This is a genomic window from Niveispirillum sp. FG156 (assembly GCF_057809555.1).
On sequence record NZ_JBMDKE010000001.1, the window covers coordinates 75008 to 87443 of the forward strand.

12 protein-coding genes are annotated in these 12436 nt (G+C 60.9%); 6 read left to right on the forward strand and 6 right to left on the reverse strand.

Annotated features, from left to right (window positions below; all coding sequences use genetic code 11):
- The first annotated feature begins 41 nt into the window (after positions 1-41).
- Together ACODSP_RS00390 and ACODSP_RS00395 are read left to right on the forward strand one after the other, a co-directional pair.
- A complete protein-coding gene (locus tag ACODSP_RS00390) occupies positions 42-806 on the forward strand; it encodes a TlyA family RNA methyltransferase (RefSeq protein ID WP_488963660.1) in 765 nt (254 codons plus the stop codon).
- Between the two features lie 111 nt (positions 807-917).
- Positions 918-1835: a DUF2167 domain-containing protein gene (locus tag ACODSP_RS00395; RefSeq protein ID WP_488963661.1), complete on the forward strand. Its 918-nt coding sequence runs from the start codon at positions 918-920 to the stop codon at positions 1833-1835.
- Between the two features lie 39 nt (positions 1836-1874).
- Here the strand turns inward: ACODSP_RS00395 and ACODSP_RS00400 are convergent, their stop codons facing one another.
- Positions 1875-3386 (reverse strand): AMP nucleosidase, encoded by a 1512-nt coding sequence (locus ACODSP_RS00400; protein ID WP_488963662.1) that lies wholly within the window; start codon positions 3384-3386, stop codon positions 1875-1877.
- A gap of 139 nt (positions 3387-3525) precedes the next feature.
- Entirely contained in the window at positions 3526-4488 is a 963-nt protein-coding gene (locus tag ACODSP_RS00405; RefSeq protein ID WP_488963663.1) for a ribonucleotide-diphosphate reductase subunit beta, read from the reverse strand.
- A gap of 269 nt (positions 4489-4757) precedes the next feature.
- Here ACODSP_RS00405 and ACODSP_RS00410 point away from each other — a divergent pair, with 269 nt between their 5' ends.
- Positions 4758-5375 carry a hypothetical protein gene (locus ACODSP_RS00410; RefSeq protein ID WP_488963664.1) on the forward strand — a complete coding sequence of 206 codons (618 nt, stop codon included), beginning with the start codon at positions 4758-4760 and terminating at the stop codon, positions 5373-5375.
- Between the two features lie 2 nt (positions 5376-5377).
- Positions 5378-6178, forward strand: a complete 801-nt coding sequence (locus ACODSP_RS00415; protein ID WP_488963665.1) for a glycosyltransferase family 10 domain-containing protein — start codon at positions 5378-5380, stop codon at positions 6176-6178.
- 36 nt (positions 6179-6214) lie between these two features.
- On the opposite strand, the gene ACODSP_RS00420 is transcribed toward ACODSP_RS00415, so the two are convergent.
- Both ACODSP_RS00420 and ACODSP_RS00425 read right to left on the reverse strand, forming a co-directional pair.
- The gene (locus ACODSP_RS00420) at positions 6215-9229 is read right to left on the reverse strand and encodes a transglycosylase domain-containing protein (RefSeq protein WP_488963666.1); all 3015 of its coding nucleotides are present in this window, start codon (positions 9227-9229) and stop codon (positions 6215-6217) included.
- Positions 9230-9340: 111 nt separating this feature from the next.
- On the reverse strand, positions 9341-9778 hold the full coding sequence (locus ACODSP_RS00425) for a GtrA family protein (RefSeq protein ID WP_488963667.1): 438 nt from the start codon (positions 9776-9778) through the stop codon (positions 9341-9343).
- A gap of 100 nt (positions 9779-9878) precedes the next feature.
- On the opposite strand from ACODSP_RS00425, the gene ACODSP_RS00430 reads away from it, so the two are divergent.
- Positions 9879-10892, forward strand: coding sequence for a class I SAM-dependent methyltransferase (locus ACODSP_RS00430; RefSeq protein WP_488963668.1), 1014 nt, complete (start codon positions 9879-9881; stop codon positions 10890-10892).
- 11 nt (positions 10893-10903) lie between these two features.
- Here ACODSP_RS00430 and ACODSP_RS00435 read toward each other — a convergent pair whose 3' ends face one another.
- Positions 10904-11191: a type II toxin-antitoxin system RelE/ParE family toxin gene (locus ACODSP_RS00435; RefSeq protein ID WP_488963669.1), complete on the reverse strand. Its 288-nt coding sequence runs from the start codon at positions 11189-11191 to the stop codon at positions 10904-10906.
- A 13-nt stretch (positions 11192-11204) separates the two neighbouring features.
- The gene (locus ACODSP_RS00440; protein WP_488963670.1) at positions 11205-11405 is read right to left on the reverse strand and encodes a hypothetical protein; all 201 of its coding nucleotides are present in this window, start codon (positions 11403-11405) and stop codon (positions 11205-11207) included.
- A gap of 144 nt (positions 11406-11549) precedes the next feature.
- Here ACODSP_RS00440 and dapF point away from each other — a divergent pair, with 144 nt between their 5' ends.
- Positions 11550-12392, forward strand: coding sequence for a diaminopimelate epimerase (dapF, locus tag ACODSP_RS00445; protein ID WP_488963671.1), 843 nt, complete (start codon positions 11550-11552; stop codon positions 12390-12392).
- Positions 12393-12436: the final 44 nt, after the last annotated feature.

Consider the following 12436-nt stretch of genomic DNA (forward strand, 5'->3'; position numbering starts at 1 on the left):
TATCTATCCCGGTTACCCCATTATCGCAAAGCTGAGTTCCAATGTCCAAGCCGCCAAAAGTTAAAGAGCCGAAAGTCAGAGTGGATCAGGCTTTGGTCGATCGCGGCTTGGCCGAAAGCCGGTCCAAGGCACAGGCGCTTATCCTGGCCGGTCTGGTCTATGCCGATACACGCCGTATCGACAAGGCCGGCGATACCGTGCCGGAAAGCCAGCTGCTGGTGGTGAAAGGCCAGGACCATCCCTGGGTCAGCCGGGGCGGGTTGAAGCTGGTGAAGGGGCTGGACAATTTCGGGATCGATCCCACGGGCTTCATCGGCATTGATGTCGGTGCCTCCACGGGTGGCTTCACCGATGTGCTGCTGACGCGTGGGGCGGCCAAGGTCTATGCCGTCGATGTCGGGCATGGACAACTGGCTTGGAAAATCCGGGAGGATGAACGGGTTGTGGTCCTGGAAAAGACCAATGCCCGCCACCTGAATGCGGAGATCATCCCGGATCCCGTCGATATCGTGGTCTGCGATGCCAGCTTCATCGGCCTGGAAACGGTTCTGCCCGCCGCCATGGCCCTGACCAAGCCCGGCGCTTACCTCGTCGCCCTGATCAAACCGCAGTTCGAGGTGGGCAAGGGCCGTGTGGGCAAGGGTGGCGTGGTGCGGGAACCGGAGCTTCACCAGGAAGTCTGTGACCGCATCACTGGCTGGCTGGCGGGGCAGGCGGGCTGGACCGTCCTGGGTGTCGTGGAAAGCCCGATCACGGGGCCGGAGGGGAATAAGGAATTTCTTATCGGGGGGCGGCGGGACGCCTGATCCGGTGACCACATCCAGGCATTGTCCATTTAATTGGATATGCATACATCGTGTTGCACGAGAAATCTCCTGTGGTAAATTCACTTCTGTTTGGGTTGGATCAGGCGGGGGATGATGATGGGGATGTGGATAAAGGCCTTCGGCCTGGCCCTCATGGGGCTGGTCTCGCTGGGTGTGGAGCCGGCGGGTGCACAGCAAGAGCCGCCGTCGGAGAACGCGACCTATGACAGTCTTCGCTTTCAGGAGGGAGAGCATCATCTGGGTGACGGTCTGGCGACGCTGAAGGCGGGGACGCGGTTCCGGTACCTGAACAATGAGGATACGCAGAAGCTGCTGACCAAGGTCTGGGGCAATCCGCCGGGGGCAGGTGCCGACAGCCTTGGTGCCCTGGTGCCGGCTGGGGAGGATTTGCGTGCCGACGACGCCTGGATCGCTATCATTGATTATGAACCGTCCGGCTATGTGAGTGACGAGGACGCGAATGCCATCGATTATCCGGTGCTGCTGAGGGATATGCAGAAATCGATGGAGGAGACCAGCAAGGATCGCGTGGCCCAGGGTTACAGCGCCATCAAGCTGCTGGGCTGGGCGCATGAGCCCTATTACGACAGTACCACCAAGAAGCTCTATTGGGCCAAGCGGCTGCAGTTCGGCGAGGGTGAGGGCGAGACGCTGAACTACAATATCCGCATCCTGGGCCGCAGCGGCTATATTGGCGTCAATATCGTCAGCGACATGGGTAGTCTTCAGAAGATCGACGGTAAGGTCGATAGTGTGCTGTCCGCCATCGACTTCAACAAGGGCCATCTCTATGCCGAATATGACGCCAATGTCGATGAAGCGGCGGCCTATGGCATCGCGGGTCTGGTGGCCGGTGGGGTGATGGCGAAGACCGGTATCCTGAAAGCCATCATCGCCTTCCTGCTGGCCTTCAAGAAGGCCATCATTATCGGGCTGCTGGCCTTGGTCGCCCCTGCCTGGAAATTGTTCAAGCGATTCACCGGGCGCAAGGGACCCGACGCTTCCTGACGGAAGGGAGGCCCCTGGCGGCCAGGGGCCTCTCCCTTTTTACTGGAACGCCGCCTCGGCAAAGCTGCGCAGCTTGCGGCTATGCAGCCGTTCCAGGCCCGTGTCGCGCATCATTTCCATGGCGCGCATACCGATGGCCAGATGCTGGTCCACGCGGGCGCGGTAGAAATGGTTGGCCATGCCGGGCAACTTGATCTCGCCATGCAGCGGCTTGTCCGACACACACAGCAAGGTGCCGTAGGGGACGCGGAAGCGGAAGCCGTTGGCGGCGACGGTGGCCGATTCCATGTCCAGGGCGATCGCGCGCGACTGGCTGAACCGCTGCACCGGCTCGCTATGGTCGCGCAGTTCCCAGTTGCGGTTGTCGATGGTGGCAACGGTGCCCGTACGCATGATCGACTTCAGTTCCCAGCCTTTCAGGCCGGTCACTTCCTCCACCGCATCCTCCAGCGCCACCTGCACCTCGGCCAGGGCAGGGACGGGAACCCAGGTCGGCAGGTCGGCATCCAGCACCTTGTCGTCACGCACATAGCCATGGGCCAGGGCGTAATCGCCCAGCTTCTGGGTATCGCGCAGGCCGGCGCAATGGCCCAGCATCAGCCAGACATGCGGGCGCAGCACCGCGATATGGTCGCTGATCGTCTTGGCATTGGACGGGCCGACGCCGATATTGACGATGGTGATGCCGTTCCCATCCTTGCGCTTGAGATGATATGCGGGCATCTGCGGCAGGCGGGCGACCTTCTGACCCTGCGGCTCCTTGCCCGGATACACGGCCTGGTTCCAGGTGATGTGGTCCCCCGGCTCGATGAAGGCTTCGTACTGGCGGCGATAGGCCTGGGTGGCCGGATCGTCGGACGGCTCCATGATCTCCAGCCCACGGCGCACGAACTCATCAATATAGAACTGGTAGTTCGTGAACAGGACGTAGTTCTGGAAATGGTCGGGCTTGGTCGCTGTGTAATGCTTCAACCGGTGCAGGCTGTAATCCACGCGCGGTGCGGTGAACAGGGCCAGTGGACGAGGGGCACCCGGCGGGGTGACGTGCGTGCCGTTGACGATGCTGTCATCCATATAGACCAGATCGGGCAGGTCGAAATAGTCGCGCAGCTGGTAAAGCCGCTCCGGCGTCAGGTCGCCTTCGACATGCATGCCCTCGGGATAGGCGAACTGGATCGGGATCGGCGTCTCGCTGATCCCCACTTCCAGCGGCACACCATGATTCTTCACCAGCAGCGAGAACTGATGGTGCAGGTAATGGTCGAACAGGTCGGGGCGCGTGACGGTGGTGCGAAAGGTGCCCATGCCATGGACGAAACCATAGGCCAGACGGCTGTCGATGCGGGGTTCGCTGTCGATACGGATCTGAATGAAGGGGTAGCAGGCGCGCACGCGTCCGCCCAGATCCTCGCCACGGGCAAAAGCAGAAAAACGGTCACGCAGAAAATCGACGGCCTCATCATAAAGCGCCCGGACACGGGCATATGCGCCATCAGCGTCGGTGAAGCTTTCCACCGGCAGATCAAGGGTCGAATTGTTGGATGAAATCACTGTGCAAGCTCCTATGAGTTTGCACTTCTTTATGCGCCAAGCCAGGGGGGCTTGGGAAGGGGCATTTTACAGGCGGACATGTTAAGGGCCCGGCGCGGCATTTTTGCCGCTGTGCCGGGCCCCGCATCAGCCAGAAAACTTAGTCGCCGAACGCTTCTTCCCAGCTGCCCTTGGTGGCGGCCTTGGAATATTCGGTGGCGCGGTTTTCGAAGAAGTTGGTGTGTTCCACGCCGTTCAGGATGGCATCCATCCAGGGTAGGGGGTTCTTCTCCGTCTTGTAGATGGGCTGCAGGCCCAGCTGCGCCAGACGGCGGTCGGCGATATAGCGGATGTATTTCTTCACGTCCTCGCCTTCCATGCCCTTCACGGCGCCCATCTCAAAAGCCAGATCGATGAAGGCGTCCTCGTGGTGCACGATGGTTTCGCAGGCGACATACAGCTCGCGCTGGAATTCCTCGTCCCAGACCTCGGGGTTTTCGGAAATGAAGGTCTTGAACAGCTGGATGATTGACTGGGTGTGCAGGCTTTCATCGCGCACCGACCAGGTGACGATCTGGCCCATGCCCTTCATCTTCCCGAAGCGGGGGAAGTTCATAAGGATGGCGAAGCTGGCGAATAGCTGCAGGCCTTCGGTGAAGGCGCCGAACACCGCCAGCGTCTTGGCGATGTCCTTTTTGCTGTCGACATTGAACTCATGCATATAATCGTATTTGTCCTTCATCGCCTTGTAATGAAGGAAGGCCGAATACTCGACCTCAGGCATGCCGATCGTATCCAGCAGGTGGCTGTAGGCCGCGATATGCACCGTCTCCATGGAAGAGAAGGCGGCCAGCATCATGCAGACCTCGGTCGGCTGGAACACCCGGCTGTAATGCCGCATGTAGCAATTATTCACCTCGACATCGGCCTGGGTGAAGAATCGGAAAATCTGCGTCAGCAGGTTCCGCTCGCCGTCCGACAGGTTGTTGCGCCAGTCTTTGACGTCATCGGCCAGCGGCACTTCCTCCGGCAGCCAATGGATTCGCTGCTGCGTCAGCCAGGCCTCGTAGGCCCAGGGGTAGCGGAAAGGCTTGTAAACCGGGTTCGGCGTCAGCAGGGACATGGCACCAGCACTATATGTAGGGGGTGGATGCCGTAAGCTAGCACAATGGGCGGCGGGGGGAAGGGGTCTTTGCCTGTGGATGACGGGGATAATGGGGGTGGCCAAACGGGTGGGGTGGGGTAGCGATGCCGGCTGGTGGAGTTGGCTGCTGCCGTAGGCTGTGTAATTGCTTGACGGTCTGGTCGATTTGGATAGCCTGTGAAGGCTTTACAGCATGCGGATCGGGCCCGTATTTGTGCCATTTGTTCAGGTTCAGGGGCCCCGCGCCGATGAAGTTTAAAATTGATGAATTCCTTTGCGATGTTTTGATTGAGATGGGGCATGATTCAATGCCCCTTGTCCCAGATGCGCTGCGATCAGGGTTTCAGGAGATTTATAGAATAGAGCCTTCTGCGCCGCGATGTTCTGCCGTTTGCGATGCCATTCGGATTGAAATGGAGTGCCAACCATCAGCAACTAAAGTCATGCTGTATGGTGGCCCTGCCCTTGCCGCACTGAACAAGGCTTGCGAGAGCTCACAGAACAAATTAGTCGCCGTTAAATTGAGCAACAGCAGGGTGGATTATGCTCAGGATGCTTATTTGCACGGCCATCTTGGGTTGGAGGGGGAAATCCAAGTCATCCGGCGCTGGTTCCATGACAATATTTTGCATCCTATTGTGATCGTGAGTGATATTGGGAGTGGTGATTGTTATTGGCCGATATCTAAATTGATTGATGCGCTGTTGGAAATTTGTCCCCAATATTATTTACAGATACTTGATGATGACTCGCGACGCAATGTATTGGCGGCGGTCCCTCCAGCTTGGTTTCATGCCTATGCGGCCGGCGGGATTATCTCTAAATCAGGTAATCATAGGCCCATAGCTCTTAGCGGTCAGGATTGATCATGTTGGCGGAGAATTTTGGTGTTGAGTGGCTGCGCATAAATCTGCCATTCCCATGTGAAGTACACTGGTGTCAACCGATGCGGCTTGAGCCGAATGAGAATTATAAAGTATTATTGATCAATTGTGAGCCGCTTGAATTTCTTATTGAGGTTGAGGATTTATCTAAAATCTATAGATTCTTTGATTTGATAATTGCGTATCATCCCCGTTACAGCATATTTCCGAATTGTGTGATTAGGCCCTTTGGATGTCTCTATACAACGAAGATTCCTTCCAGAAAGGAATTTTCTGCCAGTTTTCTGTTCAGTATGGGGGGCGACCGACCGAAGCGCACAGGGTACGCAGAACGTCTCCGTTTCTTACATGATTTGTCGCAAGGCGCGGCAATACCGCTGCGTATTTACAAGGGCCGCCAGTTCGCTTCGGAAGATCGGGTTCCTTATCCCCTTCTGCCTGACGACACCAAGAACGTATTATTCGAATCCATGTTTCACGTGGCTATCGAAAATGCATTTGATGAACATTATTTTACTGAAAAACTGATGGATTGTTTTGCAACGTATACCGTTCCTATTTATATGGGTTGTCCAAACATTGGCGATTATTTTGATATTGATGGCATGATTTTGATTTCGCCGGGCGGCGACATAGTCGACACTTTAAACCGGTTGTCGGTTTCCGACTATTGGGGCCGTTTGAAAAGCATGACTGAAAATTGGAGGCGGGCTCAGAAGTATTTCGCCTATCTACAGGCATGCCGAAGCCTCATTATCGAGGCGTCGCGTTGCCGTCAAAAATAGCCAGCCTCTGCTTTGCGATCTTGTATCGGTTGACCGCTACCGTCCCCGCTCCGCCGTCTGGGTATCGGCGTTCAGCAGCGGGTTCAACGCGGGGGCCAGTATCTTCAGCAATTGTGAGGGCAGAGCGGACGTGAAGCGGTATTCAGCCGCCTCCGGCCCATGTACATGCGCCGTGATCACACCGAAGAAGCGGTCGCCGATATAGAAGACGAAGGTGGCGGTGCGGTTGACCACACGACTTTCCAGAACCACGCCACCGGGGCCATAGCGTTCGAAACGATGGTCGCCCGTGCCCGTCTTGCCGCCGATGGGCATTTCGGTGCCGTCAGCAGCGGTGAAGGCGCCCTTCACACGGCGCGCGGTGCCATTATCCACGATGTCGCGCAGGTGGCGGCGCACCACGCGGGCGACCGACGGTTCCATCACCTGCTCCGCCCCGTCCAGCAGCTTGGCCGGCACGAAGCTGGTCTCATATGGCGTGCCGGTCGCGAAATGCAGGCGGCCCACGCGCAGGGTGGGCAGGCGCACACCATCATTCAGGATGATGCCCATCAGTTCGGCGAGCGCACCCGGCCGGTCGGCGGAACTGCCGATGGAGGTGGCGTAGCTGGCGATCAGGCTGCCGAATGGGTAGCCAAGGCGCGTCCATTCCTCATGAATGCGGTTGAACGCCTCTTCCTCCAGCACGATGCCGATGCGCGTGTCCTGCGCCTGTTTAGACCGGGACGTGAACAGCCATTTATAGCTTTCCTGGCGCGGCACGCTGCTGTCCTTCAGCATCTCCCCGCGCTGTGCCTGCCGGCTGTCCTGAAGATAGCCCACCAGCCACAGTTCCAGCGGATGTACCCCGACAATATAGCCCCGGTCGTTCAGCGACCAATTGTCGGGGTTATAGCGGTCGAACAGCGCCTTTACCTGTGCCTCCGGCGGGCCGCCGGCGGGCATATGCCGGTTCAGGAAGACGCCCAGGTCCTCTGCCGTGGCATTGGGCAGGGCGGAGCGGAAAATGACCGCCAGCCGGTCGGGCGTGGGACGGCTGCGCCTGGCCAACTTGTCCAGGGCCGCTTCCGGCTCCAGCCCCTTATAGTCGGACCAGAACTTGTTCAGGTACGCGCTGCCCTCCTGATCGGCGAACTGCGCCAGATAGGTGCGGCGGGCCGGGTGGCGGGGATCGTCCATCAGATCGTCGCGGCTGTCCGGCCCCTCGGCGATGTAATGGTTCACAATATCCCGCATCATGCGGATGAAGACGAGGTTGACGGAATGGCGGAACGCCTCCGACACGGTGATGACCTTGCCATCATCCTTGTCGTCGAAATTCCCAAAACTATGCAGGCCGCCGCCCGTGAAGAAGCGTTCGGCGGGGCTGGCCGAATATTCCCGCTCCATGGCGAGGTCCAGCAGGGGCGCGATGCCGATGCTGGGGTTGGCCGCCATGGTGCGCAAAACCCATTGCGTCAGCCGGTCGGGCGCCTCCATCGCCGCCGCCTCCAGCTCATAGCTTTCCCGCGTGATGTAGCGGGCATGCAGCCGGGAAATGATCTCCAGATATGTGACCAGCGTGCGCAGCTTGGCCGTGGAACCAAGGTCGAGCTTGGCCCCTTCGTTCAAGTCCAGCGGCTGGGGCAGGGTATCCACCTGCACGCGCACAAGGTTCGCCTCTGCGGTGCGTTCGAACAGGGTGACGGAATAGACGATGCGGGCCGGATCGGCATTGTTCAGCAGCCGGTCACCGACCAGGCCTAAGGCCGCCGCCTGCGCCGGGTCGGCCAGTTTCTTCAGCGTTTCTGTCACCCGCGCCTGTGTCGGCTGGTCCAGGGTGGTGTCGACGGCAAGGTCCAGCCGGTCCAGCGCATAGAGGCTGGGCACGCCCAGCATGCCCAGCAACCGGGCGCGGATGGCGTTGGTGGCCTTCTGCTCCACAAAGCTGGGCTCGGGAATGTCGGGCGGGGCTTCCTTGAACCGCAGGGGGAAGAAGCGGGCGGCATCGGCCAGCGGGGCGGCGATGACGCCCGCGCGTTCCAGCAAGGTCAGATGGGTATTGGCCAGATCGTTCAGCGCCTTGCGCCCATTGGCCCCCAAATAGGCCGATGGGCGGCGCTGCGCCAGCAGCAGGCTCAATACCTGCTTATAGACCACGGCCTGGACCTGCAAATCCTCCTCGGTCCGGGGATGGCCGCGCAGGATGCGGTTGGCGATGCTGAAGTCGGTGCCGTACCAGGCCCAGAGACCATCCCCCAGCCCATTGACCTCGCCCACGCCGGGGCGGGCCGACAGGGGTGTGGAGTTCAGGTAGTCCACCAGGATCTGATGGCGCACCCGCGTCGTATCCGGCCCACCCTTATAGGCGCGGACAGAGGCCGACATCATCTGCCGCAGCTTTTCCACCCCACTGCCCGTCCGCCCCTCCGGCGAATGGCGATACTTCTCGATCTGGGTGGCAAGCGTGGAGCCGCCGGCGCGCGGGCTGTCCGGGTCGATGAATTTCAGGGGGATGTTGATGACGGCCAGACCGAACCGGTCCCATTCCACCGCCGGATTGCGGTTGGGATATGTGGTGTCCAGCAGTTCCCGGTTCTCAATGAACAGCAGCGTATCGGCCACCAGCTTCGGCACCTCGTTAAACCCGGCATAGATCCGTTCGGGATAACGCGCGTCGAACAGGGGATTGCCCATCTGATCGCGGATGGACAGGCCGCCGGATGTCTTCTCCGCATAGGGCGCGAAGCCGCCGAAATTCATGTAATCGCGCAGCTTCGGGCTGGGCCGTGCCTGCAAATCCACGCGGTAATCGGCGGCGATCAGCCGTTCCACAAAGCCGGGAATGGCGGCATAGCCCAGGCGGGTATCATAGGGGCCCTGGCCCGGAAAGCGGATATCGGGGTTGGGGCCGGGTTCCACGCGCCAGGTCAGGTCGCGCCCATACCGGGCCAGCACTTCTGACTGAAGGGCGGAGGTACGGCTTTCCTGCCACAGCGCGGCACCGGCACCGGTTGCCAGCGCCAGGGTCATGCCCCAGGTCATCCAGCGATAGAACCGTGCCGATGGCATGCGTGAAAAAGCTCCCCGAACCCCTTGTTATTGAAGCATGCATAGCATGGGCGCGAACGGGTCCGCCACCGGTGGCTTGCGCCCTCTGTCTTATGGATGTGCCCGGTCACATCAGGCGTTGCGGAAGACCAGCTTCTTCGACAAGACAAAGTTGAAAACCAGCCCCGAAACGCTGCCCGCCGCCACCCCGGCATAGGGCAGCAGGGCCGTCAGCACCTCCGGCCACAGGCCGATGCTGGCAATCACCCAGGGTCCGAGTTTCAGCACCAGCACATAGACACCGTAATTCACCACGGCCCCCACGGCATTGGCGGCCAGGAACCGCGCCCATTGCCGGATGGCCCCACGCCGGCTAACACCTGTGAAGGTGAATTGCCGGTTCATGTACCAGGTAAACGTGGCCGCCATCAGGTAGGAGAAGACGCGCCCGCCATAAGGGTCCAGCCCCAACAGATGCAGGGCCACGGCCAGCGATGCCATATCGACAAACAGGCCGCCGACGCCGATCAGGGCGAAGGTGGCGAACTGGCGGGAAGTCTGCTGCGTCATGATGGCCGGTGGCTGCGGTGGGGTGGCCCTTTGCTACACGGTTTCGCGCGCGCGGTCACGCCACTCGACACCGGCGGGCGGATGGGTTACCCGTTCGGCCATGTCCATCGCCAAAGCCCTCCACCACCCGTTCGCCGCCGGCATGCTACCCTTGCCGGTGTCGGGCTTCATCCTGAACGTGCAGGCCGATGCCGAGCTGCCGCCCGGTCTGCGCGCCCTGACCTGTGTCACGGGGTTCAAGCCTGCGCATGAGGCGCTGACCCAGGCCGGGTTCCGTGTCGTGCAGACCCTGGCCGAGGGCGATTATCAGGCGGGCCTGTGCCTGATGACCAAGCATAAGGCCGAAAGCCTGGCCAGCATCGCCCAGGCCTGGGACGCACTGCCCGTCGGTGGCCTGCTGGTCTGTTCGGGCGATAATGATACCGGCGTCACCAGCCTGATGAAGGCGGTGAAGGAGGCGTTTGGGGAGGTGGAAAGCCTGTCCAAATACCATGCCCGTGTCTTCTGGTGGCGCAAGGGTGCCGGCGAGGCACCGGCGGTTCTGGCCGATTGGCGGGCGGGTGCCGCCGTGCGCCCCGTGGCCGCCACGGGCTTCACCGCGGGTCCCGGCATGCATGGTTGGAACAAAATCGATATCGGGTCGCGTCTGCTGGCCGCCCAGTTTCCGGGGGGCATCCGGGGCCGTGTGGCCGATCTGGGGGCCGGCTGGGGCTATCTGTCGGCGGAATTGCTGCGCGCCGCACCGGGGCGCATCACGGGGCTGGATCTGTATGAGGCGGATGCCGCCTCCCTGGCCGCTGCCGCCGTCAATGTGGCGCCCCTGGCCGGGAGCACGGTCCTGAAATACCATTGGGCCGATGTTACGGCGGGCCTGCCGCGCGGCCGGTTTGATTGGGTCATCACCAACCCGCCCTTTCACACCGGCAAAGCCACCGACGTGACTCTAGGCAGCGAGTTCATCACCCGCGCTGCAGAAGCGCTGGGCAGTGTCGGCACCCTGCTGCTGGTCGCCAACAAGCACCTGCCCTATGAGGCGGTGGTGGACAAGCACTTCAAGTCGCGCCGGACCGTGGCCGAGGCTGATGGGTTCAAGGTGATCGAGGGGAAGCGGTAGCGGCGGCGCGGCTACTCGTCTTCATGTCGCGACTGTGCGGTGTGCCAGATGCGCAGAACGTTTACGGCGTTTTCGTGCGGCACGACCCGATAGATAATGACGTAGGGTTGGACGGTGACCAACTCCCGTGTGTTGGGAATCGTGCCAATCCGGCCCCTGTAGGGGAAGACCGGTAGATGTTCAGTTGCCTGTCGCAAGCGCCTGGACATCCTTGCAGCAGCATGAGGATTATCCATCGCGATGTGACTGATCAAGCGGCTCAAGTCTGCCAGCGCGGCGGGCCGCCACACCACTCTCATCGCTATTGGCACGTTAACTCAGCAAACGAGGGACCGGCATCGGCGCATTAAAGTTGCCGGCTTCCATTTGCTTGAGCCAAGCGACCACCTCTTCATGCGGAACACACAGTGGGTCCGCCAGCGCCTCTTCCACCGCTGCCTTGAGCGCTGCCAGTTCGGCAGCGTCCCTTGGCTGCCAGTCAAACTCGGAATCGGGTTTCTGTACAGGGCGCATGGCCGTGCTCCATGGTGCGTCCCTATAATCTTGCATTAATCGGGTTGTGTTTCAACCTGCGTCCACGCCCTACGCCGCCCGTGCATTCCCGCCCCGTCCGCACCGCCGTTTACGCCTTGGGCTGCGGGGCTTATATAAGGCGTCATGACGATACCGTTTTTGAAGATGCACGGGCTTGGCAACGACTTTGTGGTCATCGACGCCCGCACCCGGCCTGTCCCCCTGACGGCGGCACACGCGCGCGCCATTGGTGACCGCCGTCGTGGGGTGGGGTTTGATCAACTGATCCTGATCGAACCGCCGCAGGATCAGGCCGCCGACATTTTCATGCGTATCTTGAACCCCGATGGCAGCGAGGCGGGGGCCTGCGGCAATGCCACGCGCTGCGTCGCCTCGCTGGTTGGCACCAGCCTGGGCCGGGATGAACTGGTGATCCAGACCATTTCCGGACTGCTGCGCTGCTGGCTGCATACTGACGGCACCGTTACCGTCGATATGGGGCCGGCACGGCTGGATTGGCAGCAGATCCCGGTAGCGGAAGCGTGCGACACCCTGCACCTGCCGGCCTCTGCCGGGCCGCTGTCCGATGGGGTGGGGGTGAATATGGGCAATCCGCATGCGGTGCATTTCGTGCCGGATGCAGGGGCAGTGGACCTGACGCAATGGGGTCCGCAACTGGAACGCCATCCCTTATTCCCAGACCGCGCCAATATTGAGGTGGTGAGCGTCACCGGGCCCGCATCGGTGCGCATGCGGGTATGGGAACGCGGCGCGGGTATTACCGATGCCTGCGGTTCGGGGGCCTGCGCCGTCGGCGTGGCCGCCATCCGCCGGGGTCTGGTGCAGGGCCGCCGCGTCGCCGTCACCTTGGATGGCGGTATCCTGAATATCGAATGGCGGGACGATGGCCATGTCCTGATGACGGGGCCTGTCGCCACCTCCTTTGCCGGAACCTTGGGGTCTGAGCTGCTGGGAGAGGCGCTGTGAGCGTCGATACCAGTCTGGCCGAGGCCGAGCATGTGCATGAAAGC

Bases quoted from the DNA above. Each gene is read 5' to 3' on its own strand.
- ACODSP_RS00390 (WP_488963660.1), top strand. From the start codon at position 42: ATGTCCAAGCCGCCAAAAGTTAAAGAGCCGAAAGTCAGAGTGGATCAG.
- ACODSP_RS00395 (WP_488963661.1), top strand. From the start codon at position 918: ATGATGATGGGGATGTGGATAAAGGCCTTCGGCCTGGCCCTCATGGGG.
- ACODSP_RS00405 (WP_488963663.1), bottom strand. From the start codon at position 4,488: ATGTCCCTGCTGACGCCGAACCCGGTTTACAAGCCTTTCCGCTACCCC.
- ACODSP_RS00410 (WP_488963664.1), top strand. From the start codon at position 4,758: ATGAAGTTTAAAATTGATGAATTCCTTTGCGATGTTTTGATTGAGATG.
- ACODSP_RS00415 (WP_488963665.1), top strand. From the start codon at position 5,378: ATGTTGGCGGAGAATTTTGGTGTTGAGTGGCTGCGCATAAATCTGCCA.
- ACODSP_RS00420 (WP_488963666.1), bottom strand. From the start codon at position 9,229: ATGCCATCGGCACGGTTCTATCGCTGGATGACCTGGGGCATGACCCTG.
- ACODSP_RS00425 (WP_488963667.1), bottom strand. From the start codon at position 9,778: ATGACGCAGCAGACTTCCCGCCAGTTCGCCACCTTCGCCCTGATCGGC.
- ACODSP_RS00430 (WP_488963668.1), top strand. From the start codon at position 9,879: ATGTCCATCGCCAAAGCCCTCCACCACCCGTTCGCCGCCGGCATGCTA.
- ACODSP_RS00435 (WP_488963669.1), bottom strand. From the start codon at position 11,191: ATGAGAGTGGTGTGGCGGCCCGCCGCGCTGGCAGACTTGAGCCGCTTG.
- ACODSP_RS00440 (WP_488963670.1), bottom strand. From the start codon at position 11,405: ATGCGCCCTGTACAGAAACCCGATTCCGAGTTTGACTGGCAGCCAAGG.
- dapF (WP_488963671.1), top strand. From the start codon at position 11,550: ATGACGATACCGTTTTTGAAGATGCACGGGCTTGGCAACGACTTTGTG.